The following is a 20,844-nucleotide window of genomic DNA, read 5'->3' as shown; positions in this document are numbered from 1 at the left end:
AGGCGCCCGGCCGGCGCCGGGGTGGCGGCCGCCGCGGCCGCCGGCTCGTCGGCCTTGTTCAGGTAAGTGATCTTGGCGGCCGCGCGCAGGCGCGCCAGCTCGGCCGCGGCGGCGTCCTTGTTCTTCTTGTTGACCAGGAATTGCTCGATCTGCGACGCCGCCGCCTCCAGCGACACCGGGCTGTCCTTGACCTCGGCGATCGAGATCAGCAGGCTGCGCTCGCCCTCGCGGACGATGAACAACTGCCCTTTCGGCATGCTGAGCAGCTTGCGCGCCAGTTCCGCCGGCAGGTCCGAGCTGGTGCGGCTGACCTGGTTGCGGACAAACTTGACCTTGTGCGCGTCCATCCAGGCCGCCACCTCGTCCAGCGACTTGGCGCTGTCGATCGCGGCCTTGAGCGGGTCGTCCAGGTCGCGCGTGGCCAGCACCAGCTGGCGCATGTCCAGCGCCTTGCGCTGCGCGAAGAATTCCGGATGCTGGGTGTAATACGCCTCCACCTCGGCCTGGGTCGGCTTGGCCGGCGTGCCCAGCCGCTTCTGCATGTAGGCCTGGGCGATGATCAGCGCCTTGGCGCGCTCGATCGACTGCACCACCGCCGGGTCGCGGTCGGTTTTATCCTTGGCCGCCTCGATTTGCAGCAGCTGGCGGTCGATCAGCGCCTCCAGCAGCTGCTTGCGGGCCGCCTCCTGCTGCGCCGCCTGCACGTTCGCGCGCTGCAATTCCTCATTCAACTGCAACACGGTGATTTCCTCGCCATTGACGCTGGCCAGCGCTTGTCCGGGCTTTTTCTCCTTGCCGCCGCCGCAGGCGCTCAGGCCGGCCGCCAGCAGCAACAGGCCGGCGCTGGCCAGCAGCCGCGGATTCAGTTTCTTTTTCGCACCCATCAAATTTGCAACGTGTGTATGGTTCAAGATCATTCCTTAATCGGTGTGTAGGACAGGAGAGGAATGAGCCCCTCCCGATGGGATATCTTACGCGAGCCCATGATGTCAAATCAATAAAAACCCACGCCCGCCGGAAGCCCCTCCGGCGCGCAGGGCATGGGATTTATCTAAATGACCACTTACTGGATTCTAAAGCAACCTTCTGCGTTCGTCATCAAGAAACACAATCGAACGCGCCGCCTAAGCCTCGCCTAAGTCGGCGCGCCGCCGCCTCAATGGGCATTGTCGCGCTTGAGCACCACTTTCACGGTGCGCAGGATGATCCAGATGTCCAGCCACAGCGACCAGTTGCGCAGGTAATCGAGGTCGAAGCGGATGCGCGCCTCCATTTTGTCCAGCGTCTCGGTCTCGCCGCGCAGGCCGTTGACCTGGGCCCAGCCGGTGATGCCGGGCTTGGCCTTGTGGCGCAGCATGTAACCCTTGATCAGCTTGCGGTACTGCTCGTTGTGCGCCACCGCGTGCGGGCGCGGCCCGACGATGCTCATGCGCCCTTGCAGCACGTTGATGAACTGCGGCAACTCGTCCAGCGAGCTGCGGCGCAGGAAGCCGCCCACCTTGGTCACCCGCTGGTCGTTCTTGGTGGCCTGCACCACCTTGGCGCCATCCTCGGCCACCGTCATCGAGCGGAATTTGTAGACGATGATTTCCTCGCCGTACAGGCCGTAGCGGCGCTGGCGGAAGATCACCGGTCCCGGCGAGGTCAGCTTCACCGCCAGCGCGATCACCAGCATGATCGGCAGCAGCAGGATCTGGATGAACAGGCCGATCACGATGTCGCTGGCGCGCTTGACCAGGCTGTTCAGGCCGGTGAACGGGGTTTCGCAGATGGCGATCACCGGCATGCCGCCGACATTGTCGAAGCGCGCCTGCATCAGGTCGAACACATAGATGTCGGGCAGGAAGTACACCGAGGCCGTGGTGTCCTGCAACTCGTCCAGCAGCTTGCGGATGCGCGGCTGGGCCGAGATCGGCTGGCTGATGAAGATCATCTTGGTGCCGTGCTCGCGCACATAGGCGGCGATGTCGCCCATCCGGCCCAGCATCGGCTGCTGCATGTCGGCCGGCCAGCGCTCGGACTCGCGGTCGTCGAAGAAGCCGTCGACCTGCATGAACAGATTGGGATGGTTGGTGATGGTGCGCGCGAACTTGAGGCCGACGTCGTTGGCGCCGACGATCAGCACCGAGCGCATTTCGCTGGCCCGGGTCGGGTCCAGCCCCAGCTTGTGGGCGGTCAGGTGGCAGGCCAGCAGGATCACCGGCGTGGCGACAAACCAGGCCAGCACCACCTGCTCGTTGTAGTAGCGGGTCACGCCGCACACCTTGCCCAGCAGGGTCAGCGCCAGCGCCGTCAGCACCCAGCCCACCAGCACGTCGCGCGAATAGGCCAGCTTGCGGCCGCTGCGCCAGGTGCGGTACGGGTCAATGTGTTGGTAAATCGCCGACGAGACAAAGAACGCCATCACCATCAGCAGCAGGGCGTGGCCGTTGAACGGCACGCCGTACAGCAGCGACGCCAGGTACAGCGTGCCCATGATGATCAACGGGTCGAGGATGCGCTGGAAAAACGAAATCAGGGGTATATCATTAATGGTCATGGTGTACTTTAGAACTGCGCGTAAGCGCTGAACGACGCGCCTTTCGACTTGTAGCTATTGGTGCCCGCCAGGAGGCTGCCGGCGCGGGTTTCGCGGAACGCCCCCAGGTTGAACTGGATGGTCGGCTTGGGCGTGTAGGTCAGGCCGACCGAGGCGCGCTTGCCCGAGTCGCTGGCGTCGCCGGGCAGCGTCACGGTGCTGACCTTGGTGAAGTCGCGCGTCTCGCGCCGCAGCTGGGCGTCGGCCGCCAGCTTGGCGGTGGCCTGCCACACCGCGGCCAGGCTGGCGCCGCGGCTCAGGCTGGCGTTCACCAGATTGCTTTCCACCGCGGAGAATTCGCGCCAGCCCGCCAGCGTGAACTTCAGCTTGCCGGTGGGGGTCCAGATGCCGGTGATGCGGCCGTTGGCGCCGCTGCTGTCGCGGCCGACGAACTGGTTGTGGTCGCGCCGGGCCCAGCCGGCCAGCATCTGCACCTGCGTCACGCCGCTGAGTATCCAGTACACATTGGCCTTGAGCTCGTCCTGCTGATAGTCGTTGTCCAGCAGCACGCCGCCCAGCACCGGGTGGTTCGGATACTCGCCCTTGAGGTGGCGCGCCACCAGGCCGAAACGGCTGCCGCTGGCGGCCAGGTAATCCACGCCCACGTCCGACACGTCCTCGGTGCGGTCGTTGAAGCGCTGGCTGCTCAGGTCGTACTGGTATTTATAGCGGTTGAAGCCACCATGCACCTGCCAGCTGCCGGCGAAGCGCCAGTTGCCGTCCGCGTACACGCGGCGCGAGGTGCGGATATTGCGTTCGCTGCTGTGGTAATCGGTGAACGGCGTCAGCGTTTCCGAATAGCTGCCGCCGATATGGCCGCTGAGGTCGCGCAGCGCCGCCCACTGCCACTCGCCGGTGAAATCCTTGCCGTTGTAATTGAGCTGGTCGTAGTTCTTGAAGCTCACGCGCGACACCTTCAGGTCGGCGGTGAACTTCTGGCGGCCGATCGGCCGCTCCAGGTTCAGGCCGGCTTGCAGCTGGGTGATGCTGTCGCCGCGCCCGAGCCCGCCGCTGACGCCGTCCGGCAGGCGCAGCAGATTGTCGTCGTAGCTGTAGACGGCGCTGACATACGGGTGGATGGTGTCGCTCAGTTCCGCCTGCGCCGTGCCGCACAGCGCGCTAACGGCCAGCGCCAGCGCCGCGCGCCGGCGCAGCGGAGCGGCATCAACAGGAGGGAAAGGGGCGATCTGGGGGCGGGGGTGACTATGCATTCGGGTATCTTTATTTAGACATTAATAACAATTTTTCCATGTTACCAGTAAGTCCACGCACCGGTAATCACAATCCAGGCCCCTAACAGGCCATTGGTCACCGCATGGGAAACAATGGCTGTCCACAGGGTGCCGCTGCGCATGTACAGCGCCGCATAGACGGCGCCAGCCACGATGCCGGCCAGCCACTGGTTATGTTCAACACCAAACAATACCATGCTGACCACAAAAGCCTTCACACCCACCGCCGCCGGCGCCACCCGCAGGAAATCGGGCGCGGCCATCCAGCGCAGCAGCCAGGAGCGCCAGAACAGCTCCTCCATCACCGGCACCACCAGCGCCGCGCCGGCGATGCGCACCGCGATCCACAGCCAGTTTAGCCGCTCGCCGTCGCGCGGATCAAATCCTGCCGGGCTGCCCACCACCATCCAGCCGGCGTCGAGGTTAATCCACAACACCAGCACCAGCACCCCGGCCGCCACGGCTAGCAACAGGTCGCGCGGACGCACGTCCCAGCGCGCCAGCTCGCTGTAGCGGCGCCAGTACAGCATCAGCAGCGCGGCGATCAGCGCAATCTTGACCGGATACAGCCAGCGCAAGTCCTGCACGCCCAGCCGTCCCAGCAGGTCGGCCACCACGATGAAGGCGATATAGACGGCAAACGGCAGAATACGCGGCCAACTGTCACGGTCTAGCACGGGCTCCCCTGATGAGATACAAAACCGTGAATATACTACAACATTATGGCCGCGCCTTGTGGACAGATTTGCAATCGAGTTACTTCGTGTCAGCTTTTACCGGCCTCGATCGCTTCCCAGCGCTCCAGCGCCGCCAGCAATTCCTCCTCGATGGCCGCGATGCGCCCATTCACCCGCTTGGCCTCGGCGGCGTTCTTCTTGTAGAAGTCGGGATCCGACAGTTGCAGCGTCAGCGCGGTCTGCTCGTCTTCCAGCGCGGCGATCAGCCTGGGCAACTCTTCCAGCTCGCGCTGCTCCTTGAAGCTGAGTTTTTTGGGCTTGGCCGCCGGCGCGGCGGGCGCCGGCGCCGGCTCGGCCTTGGGCGCGGCCGGCTTGACGGCCTTGGCCGGCGCCGCCACCGTGTCGCGCACGCGTTCCCAGTCGCTGTAGCCGCCGACGAATTCGCGCCACTGGCCCTCCCCTTCGGCCACGATCACCTGGGTCACCACGTTGTCGAGGAAGGTGCGGTCGTGGCTGACCAGGAACACGGTGCCGGAGTAGTCCTCCAGCAGTTCCTCCAGCAGTTCCAGGGTCTCGATGTCGAGGTCGTTGGTCGGCTCGTCCAGCACCAGGCAGTTGGCCGGCTTGGCGAACAGGCGCGCCAGCAGCAGGCGGTTGCGCTCGCCGCCGGACAGCGACTTGACCGGCGAGCGCGCGCGCTCCGGCGAGAACAGGAAATCGTTCAGGTAGCTCATCGAATGTTTGCGCTGGCCGTTGATCTCGACCCAGTCGCTGCCCGGCGAGATGGTGTCGACCAGGCTGGCCTCCTCGTTGAGCTGGGTGCGCATCTGGTCGAAGTAAGCCACCTCCAGCTTGGTGCCCAGCTTGGCCACGCCGCTGTCCGGCGCCAGTTCGCCCAGGATCATTTTCAGCATGGTGGTCTTGCCGGCGCCGTTGGCGCCGATCAGGCCGACCTTGTCGCCGCGCAGGATGGTGCCGCTGAAGTTCTTGACGATGGCGCGCTCGCCGTAGAACTTGCTGATGCCGTCCAGTTCGGCCACGATCTTGCCGGAGCGCTCGCCCACCGACACTTCCAGCCTGACCTGGCCCTGCTGCTCGCGGCGCGCGGCCCGTTGCAGGCGCAGCGCCTCCAGCCGGCGCACGCGGCCCTCGTCGCGCACGCGGCGCGCCTTGACGCCCTTGCGGATCCAGATTTCCTCCTGCGCCAGCACCTTGTCGAACTTGGCGTTTTCCACCTCCTCGTTTTCCAGCAGTTCGGCCTTGCGGGTCTGGTAGGTGCTGAAGTTGCCGGGGAAGGACAGCAGGCGGCCGCGATCGAGCTCGATGATGCGGGTCGCCACGTTGTCGAGGAAGGAGCGATCGTGGGTAATGAACAGCACACTGCCCTTGAAGTCGCGCAGCAAGCCCTCCAGCCACATGATGGAGGTGAAGTCCAGGTGGTTGGTCGGCTCGTCCAGCAGCAGCACGTCCGGCGCCGACACCAGCGCGCGCGCCAGCGCCACGCGCTTTTGCATGCCGCCCGAGAGTTCCTTCATCAGCAGGCTGTCGGGCAGGTTCAGCTTGCCCAGCACGGTGTCCACCTTGTTGGCCAGGTTCCAGCCATCCTTGGCGTCCAGCACCACCTGGATGTCGTGCATGCGCGCCATCAGGGCGTCGTCGTCGCCCTGGCCGAACTGGCCGGTGAGCGCCTCGTATTCCTTGAGCAGCGCGGGCAGTTCGCCCAGGCCGGCCGCCACCGCCTCATGCACCGTCATCTCCGGCGCGAACACCGGCTCCTGCTCGACGTACACGATGTTCAGGTTCTGCTGCATGACCAGCAGGCCGTCGTCCAGCTTGAACTTGCCGGAGATGATCTTCAGCAGCGAGGACTTGCCAGTGCCGTTGCGGCCGATCAGACCGACGCGTTCGCCGGTTTCGAGGGAAAATTCAGCGTGATCGAGGAGCGCAACGTGGCCGAACGCCAGTTGCGCGGAGGAAAGGGAGATGACTGCCATAGTGGGGTCTGCTGGTGCCGGCGCCGTGCGCGAGGCCACCGATAAATGAATGAAGCCGATATTGTACCGGCTGTTGCCGGCGATCGAACAACTTCACGCGGCCCCGCCCACCGCCGGCGGCGGGCGGAACTGCCGCAACCCCTTAGCTGAGGCGACGGCGCAGCAGCGCCAACCCGGCCATGCCGGCCAGCAACATGGCGGCGCCGGTCGGCTCGGGCACCGACGAAATGGTGTAGATTTCGATCGCGCCAAAGGTAACATTCGGCGTTTCGTAAATCGAATTGTCGAGCAGGCTACGGTAGAAATTATTGCCACTCTCATCCATGTACGAGTACATCAGCGACAGGCCGTGGGTCATGTCGCCCGTGACAGCCAGGTCATTGCCGGCGCCAAAGGCCGGACCGTAATTAATGTCATTCAGGGTCTGGTACGACCCCATCGAAGGGATCACATACGATGTCGACACCTGAGCATGCTTGGTGCCATTGGTCAGGTTGAACAGGAAACCGGTGCGCGCCGACTGTGGATCGGTGATATTGAAGCTGCCGGTGGTCGACCAGCTCTGCGGGTTGTAGCCGCCCACCAGCCAGGTTTCGCCTGCGGCGTTGCTTGCCTGCATCACTGCAAACGTACGGCCCTTGCCATCGGCTGCCGCATGGAAACTCGCCGAGGTATCGCCTGCGGTCTTCGTATAGATATTGGTCAGCTTGATTGAACCTTCGCCCAACCAGCTGGTAAGTTGCGCCTCGTCAGCTGCGGTCAGCAACGGGGTTGCGGCGTTGGCGCACGCACCAAACCCCACCGATGCCAGCAACAGCAGGGTGACAACGCCGCGATGAATGTTTCTCTCCATAATTCCCTCACCAGATATTTACGCAAATATTGCCTTTAGTGCTTATAAAATATAGCATAATCTAACGCGCATAATTGCTTTTTTTATTATTTATATTCACTTTTTTTATCCTCAAAGAAACAGCACCATGCGTTGCCGCCCTTCCCTGTTCTCACGTCAGCGAGGCGCCGCGCTGTTGCTGCTCATGGCTTTGGGCGGGCTAGGGGCGGCCTTGTTGCTGATGAGCGCCTTCCAGCCGGGCTCCGGCGAGCGCGCCAACGAACAGCAGACCTACAAGCGGCTGGCCGAGGCGCGCGAAGCCCTGATCGGCTACGCCGCCCAGCACGGCAGACTGCCGCGGCCGGCCACCTCCGCCCTTGACGGCAGGGAGCGTCCGCAGCAATGCGACAGCGGCGCAAGTTGTACCGGTTTCATTCCGTGGGTCACCTTGGGGATCGAGGGCGCCGACAGCTGGGGAAAAATGCTGCGTTACAGCGTGACGCCGGCATTCACCGTCATTCCCATCCAGGCCATGTTCGTCGGCGGCGACAAAATCATCGTCACACGCGACAACAAGGGGCAGCCATTCTACCGGGTGGGGCGCGAGGGATGCGCCCTGTTTGTCCAGTGCCCGCCGGCGGTCATCTTCTCCAGCGGGAAAAGCAATCCAGGCGTCAGCGTCTACGGCACGGCGCTGCTCAACCCATCCAGCACCAATCTCGACGAGCGCCAGAACGACACCGCCACCAACAAATTCATGAGCCGCGCACGCAATACCGACCCCGCCCTGCCCGGCGGCGAGTTCGACGACCTGGTGACGTTCGTGCCCACCCAATTGCTGTACGCCCGCATGCGGCGCGCCCAAGTGCTGAAATGATTCACCAGGAAGGCATCGCTCGGCTATAATTGCGCCGCGTCCTCCCCGTAGCACAATGGATAGTGCACATGCCTCCTAAGCGTGGGATACTGGTTCGATTCCAGTCGGGGGGACCACTGCCGTCACCTCGATCTCCACGCGGGCGCGGTCTTCCACCAACGCCGCCACCTGCACCGCCGTCATGGCCGGATAGTGTGCACCGATGATTTCACGGTAGGCGCGGCCGGTTTCCTTGTAGGCGCCCACGTATTCGTTCTTGTCCACCACGTACCATGTCATGCGCACGATGTGTTCCGGCCGGGCGTCGGCTTCGGCCAGCACGGCGACGATGTTGAGCAGCGCCTGGCGCACCTGGCCGGCGAAATCGTCAGTGTGGAACACGCCGTCGCCGTCCCAGCCTATCATGCCGCTGACGAACACCATGCGGCCGCTGGCGGCCACGCCGTTGGCGTAGCCGCGCGGACGCGCCCAGCCTGGCGGTTGCAGTATCTCCATCATGCCTCCTTCAGCAGCTCGCGCGCGATGATCAGTTGCTGCACCTCGGTCGCGCCCTCGTAGATGCGCAACGCGCGGATTTCGCGGTACAGGCTTTCCACCACCTGTCCGCTGACCACACCGAGCCCGCCAAACATTTGCAGCGCGGCGTCGATCACCTGCTGCGCGGTTTCGGTGGCGTGCAGCTTGGCCATGGCCGCTTCCTTCGTCACCTTGCCGCCCCGGTCGCGCTGCCATGCGGCGCGGTAGGTCAACAGGGCCGAGGTGTCGATGCCGGTCGCCATTTCGGCCAGCTTGGCTTGCGTCAGCTGAAAATCGGATAGCACTTGTCCGAACATCTGGCGCGTGGTGGCGCGTTGCAGGGCCTCGTCCAGCGCGCGCCGCGCGAAGCCCAGCGCCGCCGCCGCCACCGAGGTGCGGAACACGTCCAGCGTGGCCATCGCCACCTTGAAGCCCTGCCCCGCCTCGCCCAGACGTCTGGAGGCCGGCACACGGCAATCGTTGAACCGCAAGCGCGCCAGCGGATGCGGCGCGATGACGTCGATGCGCTCCGCAATCTCAAAGCCCGGCGTGCCGGCATCGACGATAAAGGCGCTGATGCCGCGCGCGCCCGGCTGTTCGCCGGTGCGGGCAAACACCACGTAGAAGTCGGCGATGCCGCCGTTGGAGATCCAGGTCTTCTCGCCATTCAGCACGTAGTGATCGCCATCCCGCAGCGCCGCGCACTGCATGGCGGCGACATCGGAACCGGCCTGCGGTTCGGACAGCGCGAACGCCGCTATCGCCTCGCCGCGCGCCACGCGCGGCAGGTACTCGGCGCGATTGGCTTCGCTGCCAAACAGGCTGATGGCCCCCGAGCCCAATCCCTGCATGGCGAACGCGAAGTCGGCCAGGCCATTGTGGCGCGCCAGCGTTTCGCGGATCAGGCAAATCGCGCGTGTGTCGATGCTGTCGTCAATGCCGCCATGCTGCTTGCCGCCGATGGCGTGACGCAGCCAGCCGCCCTCGCCCAGCTGGCGCACCAGTTGGCGGCATGCCGCGTCCACGTCATCGCCATGAGCATGCGCCACATGCTGCGCGGCCCATGCATCCAGTGTCTGCTCCAGCGCCGCGTGGCGCGGTTCAAAGAACGGCCACGCGAGGTAGTTTTTATCGCTCATCAGTTACCCTCGAACTCAGGCTTTTGTTTGGCCACGAAGGCGTGATAGGCGCGATGGAAATCCTGCGTCGCCATGCAGATGGCCTGCGCCTGCGCTTCCGCTTCGATCGCCTCGTCCACGCCCATATTCCATTCCTGTTGCAGCATTTTCTTGGTCATGCCGTGCGCGAAGGTGGGACCGTCGGCCAGGGCCTGCGCGTAATCGCGCGCGGCGTCCAGCAGCGCTTCCGGCTCCTGCACACTATTGAAGAATCCCCAGCGCTCTGCCTCCGTGCCGGACATGGAGCGGCCGGTGTACAGCAGCTCCGCCGCCCGTCCCTGCCCGATCACGCGCGGCAGCAGCGAGCAGGCGCCCATGTCGGCGCCGGCCAGGCCCACGCGCGTGAACAGGAAGGCGGTCTTGCTGCGCGCCGTGCCGATGCGGATGTCCGACGCCAGCGCGAGGATGGCGCCGGCACCGGCGCACACGCCGTCCACCGCCGCGATCAAGGGCTGCGGGCAGGCGCGCATGGCTTTCACCAGATCGCCCGTCATGCGGGTGAAGGCCAGCAGGCCGGGCATATCGAGCTTGGTCAGCGGACCGATGATGTCATGCACGTCGCCGCCGGAGCAGAAGTTATCGCCGGCGCCGGTCAGCACCATCGCCTTGATGTCGTTGTCGTAAGCCAGCGCGCGGAACAGGTCGCGCAGTTCGGCGTAGGACGCAAAGGTGAGCGGGTTTTTGCGCTCCGGGCGGTTCAAGGTCAGCGTGGCGACGCCGCCGCTGGCCTCGAACAGAAAATGCTGGGGTGTGTACTGCATGGTGATTCCTTATTTCAGTCGCTGCTTCATGGAAGACAGGATCTCGATCAATTGCGCCTTCTCGCTGCTGGGAATGTCCTGCAACAGTTCCTCGATCCAGCTTTCGTGTTCCGCCGCCATGGTGGCAAAAGCCTTGCGGCCGGCCGCCGTCAGCTTGACGCTGTAGGCGCGGCCGTCCTTCGGATCGGGCACGCGCACCACCAGCTTTTCCTGCTCCAGCTGGTCGGTGATGCCGGTGATGTTACCGCCCGTGACCATCATGCGCCTGGACAGTTCGCCCATGCGCAATCCCTGCGGATGCCGTTCCAGCTGCGCCATCAGGTCGAAACGCGGCAGCGTGATGCCGAAGGTGGCGCGCAACCGGCTACGGATTTCGTTTTCGATCTTGACGGTGCAGGACAACATGCGCAGCCACAGTTTCAGAGACTGGTGGTGGTCTTGGGTCAGGCGGCTGGCGAGATCCAGCTGTTCTTCTTCATCTTCCATCGTTTCCTCGTGCCAGATTTCTTTCCATTTGCTGTTTGCCAGCCAGGTATTGCCTGGGCCATGCCACCGCCGTGTAGCCAATGCGCGCCGCCTCCGCCAGCGTCCACGCCGGATTGGCCAAGTGCGGTCGTCCCACCGCGCACAGGTCGGCGCGGCCGGCGGCGATAATGCTGTTCACATGGTCCGCCTCATAAATCGAACCCACCGCGATGGCGCCGATGCCGGCCTCGTTGCGGATGCGGTCCGCGAACGGCGTCTGGAACATGCGGCCATATACCGGTTTCTCAAGCTTGCTCACCTGTCCGGACGAGCAGTCGATCATGTCGGCGCCGGCGGCCTTGAACAGGCGCGCGATCCGCACCGCGTCGTCCGGCGTGATGCCGCCCTCCACCCAGTCATGCGCCGAAATGCGCACGCTCATCGGCTTGTGCGACGGCCACGCGGCGCGCATGGCGCTGAAGATGCGCAGCGGGTAGCGGCAGCGGTTTTCAAGACTGCCGCCGTATTCGTCGCCGCGCTGGTTGGTCAGCGGCGAGATGAAGGATGACAGCAGGTAGCCGTGGGCGCAGTGCAGTTCCAGCCAGTCGAAGTTTGCCTCATTTGCGGCCAGCGTGGCGCGCACGAAGTCGGCCTGGACGCGGTCCATGTCGGCCGCCGTCATTGCGCGCGCGGTTTGCGAGATGCCTTGCAGGTATTGCTGCGGCGAGGCGGAATAAAGCGGCCAGTTGTCCTTGTCCAGCGGCTGGTCGATGCCGTCCCACATGGCGCGGGTGGAGCCTTTGGCGCCGGCGTGGCCCAGTTGCAGGGCAATGGCGGCGTCGCTGTGCTGGTGGACGAAGTCGGTGATGCGCTTCCAGGCTTGCGTGTGTTCGGGCGCATACATGCCGGGGCAGTAAGGCGTGATGCGGGCATCGGCGGAGACGCAGGTCATTTCGGCGAACACCAGCGCCGCGCCGCCCAGTGCGCGCGCGCCGAGATGGGCCAGATGATAGTCGCCCGCCACGCCGTCGACTGCGCTGTACTGCGCCATCGGCGAAACCAGAATGCGGTTTTTCAGCGTGAGGCCGCGCACTTTGAACGGCGTGAACATGGGCGGCGGCGCGGCGGCGATAGTGGCGGGCGGCAGCCCGGCCTGCGCGGCGGCGCGCTGCGCGAACCAGCGTTCGTAGCCGTTCACGTAGGCGGCGTCGCGCAGGCGCAGGTTTTCGTGCGACAGGCGCTGGCTGCGCGTCAGCATGGAGTAGGCGAATTGCGGCGCCTCCATCGCCGTGTAGCGCTCGACGTTCTCGAACCATTCCATCGAGTTGCGCGCCGCGCTTTGCAGCTTGAGGACTTCCACCGCCCGCACTTCTTGATATGCGCCCAGCGCGGCGGCGGTATCGCCATGGGCGCCGAAGCAGCGCGCCAGTTCAATCGCATCCTCCAGCGCCAGCTTGGTGCCGGAGCCGATCGAGTAATGCGCGCTATGCGCCGCATCGCCCATCAGCACCACCGGCACCGCGCCATGCCAATGCACCCATTGGCCGCAGACGATGCGCGGGAAGGTGATCCACATGGCCGAGCCGCGCAGGTGCGCCGCGTTGGACATCAGCTTGTGGCCATCCAGCTGCTCGGCAAACAGCTGCTCGCAGAACGCGATCGATTCTTCCTGCGACATCCGATCCAGCCCCGCAGCGCGCCACACCGTCTCCGGGGTTTCAACGATGAAGGTCGAGGTATCGGCGTCGTACTGGTAGATATGCGCCTGGAACCAGCCGTGCGCCGTCTGCTTGAACGCGAAGGTGAAGGCGTCGAACCTCTTGCGCGTGCCCAGCCATACAAAGCGGCAGCGGCGCGCTTCGATCTGTGGCTGGTAGCTGTCCGCGTAGCGCGTGCGTATGCGGCTGTTCAGGCCATCCGACGCGATGATCAGGTCCGCATCGTACTGCTGCTCGTCCGTTACCTCGGTTTCGAACACCAGCTCGACGCCCAGTTCCTCGCAGCGGTACTGCAAGATGTTGAGCAAATGCTTGCGCCCTATGCCGCAAAAACCATGGCCGCCCGAGGTCACCTTCCCGCCCTTGAAGAAGACGTCGATATCGTCCCAGTGATTGAACGAAGCCTCGATGGCCTGCGCGGTCGGTGCGTCCGCCTCCGCCAGATTGCCCAGCGTCTGGTCGGAGAACACCACGCCCCAGCCAAAAGTATCGTAGGGACGATTGCGCTCCACCACCTTGATCTGATGGGCCGGATTCTGCTTCTTCATCAGCAGCGCGAAGTACAGGCCCGCCGGGCCGCCGCCTATGCAAATAATCTTCATCTCATTCAGCACGTAATTTGAAGCGTTGCAGCTTGCCGGTTTCGGTGCGCGGCAAGGATTCAAGGAACTTCACCGAGCGCGGATACTTGTACGGCGCGATCTGCTGCTTCACGAATTCCTGCAACTGCGTCACCAGCTCCGGCGACGGCTCAACGCCGGCGCGCAGCACCACATGCGCCTCCACGATCTGCCCGCGCTCGTCGTCGGCCTTGCCGATCACGCCGCACTCCGCCACCGCCGGATGGCGCAGCAGCACATCCTCCACTTCCGGCCCGGCGATGTTGTAGCCGGCCGAGATAATCATGTCGTCGGTGCGCGAGCGGTAGTAGAAATAGCCATCCGCATCCATCTCGTACGCATCGCCGGTCAGGTTCCAGCCGTTGAACACATAATCGCGCTGCCGCTCATCGTCCAGATAGCGGCAGCCGGTCGGCCCTTTCACCGCCAGCCGGCCGATCACGCCCGGACCTACCGGCTTGCCGTCCCGGTCCAGAATGCAGGCCTGATAGCCCGGTATCGGCTTGCCGGTGGCGCCGGGCCGCACCTGGTCGCCGGCGGCGGAGATGAAGATGTGCAGCATCTCGGTCGCGCCTATGCCGTCTATCATCACAATGCCGGTGGCCTGGCGCCAGCTTTCGCGCGTGGCCTGCGGCAGCGCCTCGCCGGCCGATACGCTTTTCCTCAGGGTCGACAGATCGAACTGCCCGACCATCGCCGCCATCTGCCGGTACAGGGTGGGCGCGGTAAAGCACACTGTAGCGCGGTAGGTCTCTATGGCTTTCAGCAGAGCGTCCGGCGTCAGCTTCTCCATCAGCACCGCCGTCGCGCCAACGCGCAGGGGGAACAGCAACAGGCCGCCCAGGCCGAAGGTAAACGCCAGCGGCGGCGTGCCGATGAACACATCATCGCGCTGCGATTGCAGCACCGAGCGCGGGAAGCAGTCGCAAATCACCATCACGTCGCGGTGGAAGTGCATGGTGCCTTTGGGGATGCCGGTGGTGCCGGAGGTAAAGCTGATCAGGCACACATCATCGGCAGCCGTATCGACCGCGTCGAAGTGCGCCGGTTGCGCGGGCAGCAGTTGCTCCAGCGAGGTGCCATCGGCGCCAAACCACAGCATGTTGGCGCGCGCCGCATCGGGCAGCGTGGTCGCCTCCATTTCCGCGCGCAGATTGTCGGCGCACAGTACCGCGTTGACTTGCGCCTTGTTGGCGATGGCGCCCAGTTCGCGCGCACGCAGCAGCGGCATGGTGGGCACGGCGATCAACCCGGCCTTGATCACCGCCAGGATGCAAGCCGCCATCATCGGCGTATTGGCGCCGCGCAGCAGCACGCGGTTGCCGGTCTCCAGTTTCATCGGCCCGCGCAGCACGTGGGCGATGCGATCCACCTGCTCGCGTAACTGCGCATAGGTCCAGTCGCCGCGAGCGCCGCGCAAGGCGAGATGCGCCGGGTCCACCGCCGCGCCGTCGAGCAGCCCGGCCGCGCAATTCAGGCGCGGCGGATACTGCAATTCCGGCAGGTCGAAGCAGAGTTCCGGCCACAACGCCTGCGGCGGCAGATGCTGGCGCGCGAAGTGGTCGGTGTAGGCGCTGGCTGCGAGAGGAGTGTTCATGGTCGCCCTGAAGTTGAAGTCAATCAGATATCCGCTGCACTGTGCAGCAGATACTTTAAACTTAAACTATCCCGGCATCAAGCGTTTATGCGGATTCCTGACGCACCAGGCCCGCCTGGTGGATGACGGCACGCAGCACGTCCGCCAGCGCGGCCTGCACCGCTTCGTTGGAGAGCTGGCCGGGAGCGACACTCTTCAAGGCGTCAGCCGCGCCGTGCAGGCCAAGCGTGACGCAGCCGGCGTGCAGGCGGTCGATGCGCACCTGCGCCTCGGCCTGCTCGCCCTTGGCCAGCATGGCTTGCAGATCGCCGCTGGCGGCGTTCAGCTGGTTCTGGAAGCCGCTCAGGTAGACCAGCAGGCGCTCGGCGTTGATGCCGAGCCGGCGCAGCGTATCGGCCGGCGTTTCGGCATCATGCTCATAGCCGCTGGCCGCCTGGTCGAGGAAATTCACCAGATGCACGCGCACCTGCTCCGCCTGGAACGGCTTGACGATATAGCCGGCGGCGCCGGCCTTGGTGGCTTCCAGGACGGTATCCTTGTCGTTGGCCGAGGTGACCAGCACGAACGGCATGCTATTGATTTCGGCGTGCGCCTTCACACGCTGTAGCAGCTCCATGCCGGACAGGCGCGGCATGCGCAGATCGCAAAAGCAGATGGCGGGGCGCAAGCCGGCTTCCAGCTGTTGCCAGGCATCGGCGCCGTCTTCCGCCTCAACGATGTCGAAACTGCCGCAGCTATCGATCAGGTGCATCAGCACCATGCGCGAGACGACATCATCGTCCACTACCAGAACTTTCATGTGGCTCCCTGTGTCGTTTTGTTTGATCTTACATCAATCCACATTTCTTGCAACGTCCCGGACATCAAAGATAGCGCCTTACAGTGTGCTAGCCGTGCGCACCTGCTCCAGCAAACGGCGCAGCTGCGGCATGGCCGACTCCACCTGCCGCCAGTTGCCGTGGTCCGCTTCCATCTCCAGATCGCCGCACAGCGCCTGCAATTCCTGCTCCTCCAGATAGCCGGCGCTGCCCTTCATGCCGTGCAGCAGACGGCTGGCGACTTCGCGGTCGCGCTCCAGCAGCGCCAGTTCCAGGTCGGCCAGCCGGATCGGCGCATCCTGATTGAACACGCTGCGCAAACGGGCTTTCAGATCGCTAGCGCCACCGCTGTGCTGCGCCAGGCGCGAGGTCTCCAGCGAGGCCGGCGCCACGCCGAACATCGAGTCCAGTTCCGGCGTACCCAGCGCCGGATTGCGGCGCGGCTGCATGCGCGGCAGCTGGAAGCCGCGCTGCAACTGGCGTTCGATCGCGCGGCTCAACTGGAAGTGCAGCTTGTCCTCGTCGATCGGCTTGGTGAGGAAATCATCCATGCCGGAAGCCAGGTAGCGGCTGCGGTCTTCCTCGCTGGCGTTGGCGGTCAGCGCGATAATCATCAACTCCTGGTCGCGCACCGGCGCGCCATCCGGGCCGCCGGAGCGGATCAAACGCGTGGCGCTGGCGCCGTCCATCTCCGGCATGCGGCCGTCCATCAGGATCAGATCATAACGCGTCAGCGAGCAGGCCTTCACGGCCAGCGCGCCATTGGCCGCAATATCCACCTTATGGCCGAGGTCTTCCAGCATCATGCGGATGATAATCTGGTTGGTCGGGAAGTCTTCCGCGCACAGGACCTTGAGCTGATGGCTGAGCGGCTCGCGCGGCACATGCGGCACCACCGGCGGCGCCACGCCGATCGGCAGCGGCAACTCAAACATGAACACACTGCCCTGGCCCGGCGTGCTGACGGCGTTGATGCTGCCGCCCATCAGTTCCACCAGCTGGCGGCAGATCGCCAGTCCCAGCCCGGTGCCGCCGTAGCGGCGCGTGGTGGAGGCGTCGGCCTGCTCGAACTGCTGGAACAGGCGGGGAATGGCCTCGGCCTCGATGCCGATGCCGGTATCGGAGACACTGAAGCGGATGCGGTCAGGCTGGCCCTGGTCTTGATCCGGCGCGCGCTCCACGCGCATCTTGACCGAGCCTTGCTGCGTAAACTTGAAGGCATTGCCGACCAGATTGACCAGCACTTGCCGCAAGCGCGATGGATCGCCCACCACGAACTGCGGCAAGCCTTCCTGGAACTCCAGGCTGAAGCCGACGCTGTGCGCCGCCGCCTGCTCCTCGAACAGGCTGACCACATTCTCCACCGCCGCCGACAGCGAGAAGTCGATGTTCTCGATGGTCAGCTTGCCGGCCTCGATCTTGGAGAAGTCCAGCAGGTCGTTAATGATGGACAGCAGCGACTGCGCATTGGCCTGGCCGCGCAGGATTTGCTCGCGGGTGGCCGCCGCCATGTGCGGATCGCGCAGCGCGAAGCCCAGCATGCCGATCACGCCGGCCAGCGGGGTGCGCATCTCGTGGCTCATATTGGCCAGGAACTCCGACTTCTGGCGGGTGGCGTCTTCCGCCTTCTGCTTGGCGTAGCGCAGGCGTTCCTCGTTATCCTGCAAGGCGCGGTTGGCCAGCGCCAGCTCCTCGGTATGCAGTCGCACCTGGCGCTCCTGCGCCAGCAATTGATCCTGCGTCTGGCGCAGAGTTTGCAGCGTCTCCGCCAATTGCTGATAGGCGCGCGCGTTTTCCAGGCCGGCGGCGGCGTGCGAGGCCAGCGTTTGCAGCATGTCCATGTGCACGCGCTGGTAGGCGTTGCGTTCCGTGCTTTGCACGCACAGCAGGCCGACCACCCGGTCGCCAACGATCAAAGGCGCGTACATCATCGCATGCGCCGCCGCTACCGGCTGGCCATCCTCGCGCACGCACGGCACCAGCGTATCGAGGCCGGAATCGTCCATGTAGTCGCGATATTCCTTGCGGAAGTCGTTGATGAGAATCGGCTTGCGATGGGTGACGCACCACACGGCCAGCTGATTCGGCTGGTCCAGCCGGCGCTGGTAAGGCAAGGTGCGTACGCCGCTTTCGGTGGCGAACGGGAAGTCGATCACGCCCGCCTCCTCGCGCACGAAGCCGATGCCGAAGATTTGCGCGTTCATCAGGTGGTTGACGTGACGGTACAACGTCTGCATGGTGGTTTCCATGTCCAGCGAGGCGCTCATCTCGCGGCCCAGCTCACTCAGCACCGAGATGTTGCGGTGGGCCTGCTCCACTTCCTCTTTCTGGCGCTCGGTGTCGATGCGGCGCTGCTCGGCCTCGGCGCGCTGCGCCTCCGCTTCCAGCCGGCGGCGCTCCAGTTCATGCTTTTGCTGTTGCAGCTGCTGGTTCTTGTACTCGACTTCCGCCGTGCGCGATCCCACCAGATGCTCCAGCCGCCACTGCTGGTGGCGTAAGGCGCGCACGCGCGCATGGTAGACAGCGTAGGCGGCGCCCGCTGCCAGCAGCGCCAGCACGCTGCGGAACCACCAGGTCTTCCAGAACGGTGGCTGGATGAAGATCTCCAGCGTGGCGGCGTTATCGTTCCAGATGCCGTCCTTGTTGGCGGCCTTCACACGGAACACGTACCTGCCGGGGTCGAGATTGGTGTAGGTGGCGAAGCGCTTGGTGGAATCGGTGACCACCCAGTCCTCGTCGAAGCCCTGCAACTGATAGGCGAAGCGGTTGCGCTGCGGCGCGGCATAGTGCAGGGCCGCGAACTCGAGCGAGAACACCGAGTCGTTTTCCAGCAGCGTCAGGGCGCTGGTGTGTTCGATGGCGGTTTTCAGCACGTCGGGATGCTCGCCCTGCCCCGGCCTGAGCGACTTGTTAAAGATCTGGAAGTCGGTGATCGCCACGGTCGGCGCCACGCTGTTCTCGCGCACCTCGGCCGGAGAGAAAGCGGTGATGCCGTTAAAGCCGCCGAAGTACAGCGTGCCGTCCGGCGTGCGCAGCGCGGCGCCGTCGAAGTAAGCGCCTTCGATGGTGCCGTCGGCGCCGCTGTAGTTGCGCACCAGTCCCGTCTCGATATTCAGGCGCGACAAGCCGCTGTTGGTGCTCATCCAGAGATTGCCCGCGTCGTCCGGCAGGATGGAGGCGATGGCGTCGTCGGCGATGCCGTCCTTGCGCAGATAGCGGCGGAATTTCACACTGCCATCGGCGCCCACTTCCATCTTGTTCAGGCCCGCCGCCGTGCCGACCCAGATGGTGCCGCGCGCGTCCTCGTACAGGTAGTGCACTTCGTCGTGACTAAGGCTGCGCGGATCGTTGGGGTCGCGGCGGAAGTGGCGGAACTTGCCGGTCTTGCGGTCCAGCAGATCGAGGCCGTTGAAGGTGCCGATCCACAGCTGGCCTTTGCGGTCTTCCAGTATCGGCCGCACCACGTTGTCGGACAGGCTGCCCGGATCGGCCGGATCGTGGCGGAAGGTGGTCGATTCCAGCGTGACGGGATCGAGCCGGTGCAAGCCGCCGCGCGACGCGATCCACAGCATGCCGTTACGGTCGCCGACGATGTTGCGGATGGTGTCGCTGGCCGGATCGCCACGCACAAAGGACAGCGAGCGGATCGCGCCGGTGCCGATGTTGAGATGATTCACGCCAGCCGGGCCGCCCAGCCACAGGTTGCCGTTCTTTTCGCGCCACAGCGCGGTGACCTGGTCGTCGCTGATGCTGTTGGCGTTTTGCGGATTGTGGCGCCACACCCGGGTTTCGCCGGTCACCGGATCGTACAGATTCAAGCCGCCGCCGCTGCCCAGCCACAGCTTGCCGCGGCCGTCGGCCACGATGCCGCGTATCTTGTTGTCCGACAGCGAGTTGGCTTGTTCGGCCTGACGCACGATGCGCGCGAAGCCGCCACTACCCATGTCCACCCGGCTGACGCCATCGTTCCAGGTGCCGACCCAGAAGGTGCCGACGCGGTCGCGGTACAAGGCGGAGATCTGGTTGTCAGCGACGCTGTGGGTGTCGCCGATCTGGTGGCGGTACTGCACCAGGCGCTCCTCGGAGGGCATCCAGCGGAACAGGCCATCGGCCAGCGAGCCTGCCCACAAATTGGCCTCGGCGTCTTCGTACAAGGTGGTGATGCTGACGCCGGCCTTCAAACCTTCGCGCAGGCCGAGGCGGCGGCGCTGCGGCTCGGCACCCAGCAGGCGCCATTGTTCCAGGCCGGCCTGCGTGCCCACCCACAGCGTCTGCGCGCTGTCGACTTGCAGCGCGATGACGGAATTGAACTTGCTGTCGCCGCTGGGGTCGATGGTGTAGTGCTGGAAGCGCGTGCCGCCCGGCGGCAGCATGTCAAGGCCGGAGGCGGTGCCCACCCACAAACGGCCGGCGGCATCGCGCGCCAGCGCGTTCACATGGTCGTTGGCCAGGCTGCCGGCATCGGCCGGATCGTGATGCCAGCTGGTGAAGCGCTTGCTGACCGGATCGAAGTGATGCAGGCCGTCGGCGCTGGCCACCCACAGGCCGCCCAGGCCATCGTCGGCGATCGCGCGCACATGGCGGTTGCCGTTGCCGCGCTGCGAGGACTCGCGCGGCAGGAAGTGGGTGAAGGTGCGGGTGGCGGAGTCGTAGCGATCCAGGCCGCCGTCGGTGCCCACCCACAGCTGGCCGGAGCGGTCCAGGTGCAGCACGCGCACCCAGTTGTCGGCCAGGCTGCGCGGATCGGAGATGGCGCTCTTGTAGGTGACGGTGCGATAGCCGTCGAAGCGCGTCAGGCCGGCCTGGGTGCCGAGCCAGATGAAGCCCAGCTTGTCCTGCGCGATGGCCAGCACGGTCTCCTGCGCCAGCCCATGCTCCACGCTGAGCTGCTCGAAGCGCAGGGTGCGCGGCGGCGCACCGGCCGATGCGATGGCGTGCCATAGCAACAGCAGGGGAAGGAGATAGCTCAGACCGCGCATGC

15 protein-coding genes and 1 tRNA gene are annotated in these 20,844 nt (G+C 64.9%); 2 read left to right on the top strand and 14 right to left on the bottom strand.

Annotated features, from left to right (window positions below; genetic code table 11):
- The 6 genes from GM676_RS23520 to GM676_RS23495 all read right to left on the bottom strand — a co-directional run.
- A partial coding sequence (locus GM676_RS23520; protein ID WP_155466478.1) for an EpsD family peptidyl-prolyl cis-trans isomerase occupies positions 1 to 884 on the bottom strand: 884 nt, incomplete at its 3' end.
- Positions 885 to 1,156: 272 nt separating this feature from the next.
- A complete protein-coding gene (locus GM676_RS23515; protein ID WP_155466476.1) occupies positions 1,157 to 2,539 on the bottom strand; it encodes an undecaprenyl-phosphate glucose phosphotransferase in 1,383 nt (460 codons plus the stop codon).
- 8 nt (positions 2,540 to 2,547) lie between these two features.
- Positions 2,548 to 3,789, bottom strand: a complete 1,242-nt coding sequence (gene epsL / locus GM676_RS23510) for an XrtB/PEP-CTERM-associated polysaccharide biosynthesis outer membrane protein EpsL (protein ID WP_155466474.1) — start codon at positions 3,787 to 3,789, stop codon at positions 2,548 to 2,550.
- 41 nt (positions 3,790 to 3,830) lie between these two features.
- Positions 3,831 to 4,487 (bottom strand): CAAX prenyl protease-related protein, encoded by a 657-nt coding sequence (locus tag GM676_RS23505; RefSeq protein ID WP_371866351.1) that lies wholly within the window; start codon positions 4,485 to 4,487, stop codon positions 3,831 to 3,833.
- Between the two features lie 89 nt (positions 4,488 to 4,576).
- The gene (locus GM676_RS23500) at positions 4,577 to 6,481 is read right to left on the bottom strand and encodes an ATP-binding cassette domain-containing protein (protein WP_155466472.1); all 1,905 of its coding nucleotides are present in this window, start codon (positions 6,479 to 6,481) and stop codon (positions 4,577 to 4,579) included.
- 142 nt (positions 6,482 to 6,623) lie between these two features.
- Positions 6,624 to 7,334 (bottom strand): PEP_CTERM-anchored TLD domain-containing protein, encoded by a 711-nt coding sequence (locus GM676_RS23495; RefSeq protein WP_155466470.1) that lies wholly within the window; start codon positions 7,332 to 7,334, stop codon positions 6,624 to 6,626.
- 127 nt (positions 7,335 to 7,461) lie between these two features.
- On the opposite strand from GM676_RS23495, the gene GM676_RS23490 reads away from it, so the two are divergent.
- Positions 7,462 to 8,190 carry a hypothetical protein gene (locus GM676_RS23490; protein ID WP_155466468.1) on the top strand — a complete coding sequence of 243 codons (729 nt, stop codon included), beginning with the start codon at positions 7,462 to 7,464 and terminating at the stop codon, positions 8,188 to 8,190.
- A 41-nt stretch (positions 8,191 to 8,231) separates the two neighbouring features.
- A tRNA-Arg gene (locus GM676_RS23485) sits at positions 8,232 to 8,306 on the top strand.
- On the opposite strand, the gene GM676_RS23480 is transcribed toward GM676_RS23485, so the two are convergent.
- The 8 genes from GM676_RS23480 to GM676_RS23445 all read right to left on the bottom strand — a co-directional run bounded on the left by GM676_RS23480 (position 8,266) and on the right by GM676_RS23445 (position 20,842).
- Positions 8,266 to 8,685, bottom strand: a complete 420-nt coding sequence (locus GM676_RS23480) for a RidA family protein (RefSeq protein ID WP_155466490.1) — start codon at positions 8,683 to 8,685, stop codon at positions 8,266 to 8,268. The two genes, GM676_RS23485 and GM676_RS23480, sit on opposite strands and share 41 nt — an antisense overlap.
- Positions 8,685 to 9,845, bottom strand: coding sequence for an acyl-CoA dehydrogenase family protein (locus GM676_RS23475; RefSeq protein WP_155466466.1), 1,161 nt, complete (start codon positions 9,843 to 9,845; stop codon positions 8,685 to 8,687). Before GM676_RS23475 ends, GM676_RS23480 begins: the two co-directional genes overlap by 1 nt.
- The gene (locus GM676_RS23470) at positions 9,845 to 10,645 is read right to left on the bottom strand and encodes an enoyl-CoA hydratase family protein (protein ID WP_155466464.1); all 801 of its coding nucleotides are present in this window, start codon (positions 10,643 to 10,645) and stop codon (positions 9,845 to 9,847) included. The genes GM676_RS23475 and GM676_RS23470 overlap by 1 nt, the downstream gene beginning before the upstream one ends.
- Positions 10,646 to 10,654: 9 nt before the next feature.
- Positions 10,655 to 11,131 (bottom strand): MarR family winged helix-turn-helix transcriptional regulator, encoded by a 477-nt coding sequence (locus tag GM676_RS23465; RefSeq protein ID WP_155466462.1) that lies wholly within the window; start codon positions 11,129 to 11,131, stop codon positions 10,655 to 10,657.
- Complete coding sequence (locus GM676_RS23460) at positions 11,121 to 13,430, bottom strand: bifunctional salicylyl-CoA 5-hydroxylase/oxidoreductase (protein WP_155466461.1); 2,310 nt, start codon at positions 13,428 to 13,430, stop codon at positions 11,121 to 11,123. The genes GM676_RS23465 and GM676_RS23460 overlap by 11 nt, the downstream gene beginning before the upstream one ends.
- A gap of 1 nt (position 13,431) precedes the next feature.
- Complete coding sequence (locus GM676_RS23455) at positions 13,432 to 15,045, bottom strand: AMP-binding protein (RefSeq protein ID WP_155466460.1); 1,614 nt, start codon at positions 15,043 to 15,045, stop codon at positions 13,432 to 13,434.
- Positions 15,046 to 15,130: 85 nt separating this feature from the next.
- The gene (locus tag GM676_RS23450; RefSeq protein ID WP_155466459.1) at positions 15,131 to 15,844 is read right to left on the bottom strand and encodes a response regulator; all 714 of its coding nucleotides are present in this window, start codon (positions 15,842 to 15,844) and stop codon (positions 15,131 to 15,133) included.
- 78 nt (positions 15,845 to 15,922) lie between these two features.
- Positions 15,923 to 20,842 (bottom strand): two-component regulator propeller domain-containing protein, encoded by a 4,920-nt coding sequence (locus GM676_RS23445; RefSeq protein ID WP_155466458.1) that lies wholly within the window; start codon positions 20,840 to 20,842, stop codon positions 15,923 to 15,925.
- Positions 20,843 to 20,844: the final 2 nt, after the last annotated feature.

Source organism: Duganella radicis (assembly GCF_009720825.1).
GTDB lineage: Bacteria > Pseudomonadota > Gammaproteobacteria > Burkholderiales > Burkholderiaceae_D > Rugamonas > Rugamonas radicis.
The sequence above is the reverse complement of the archived record's forward strand: the minus strand, read 5'-3'. Positions and strand labels throughout refer to the sequence as shown.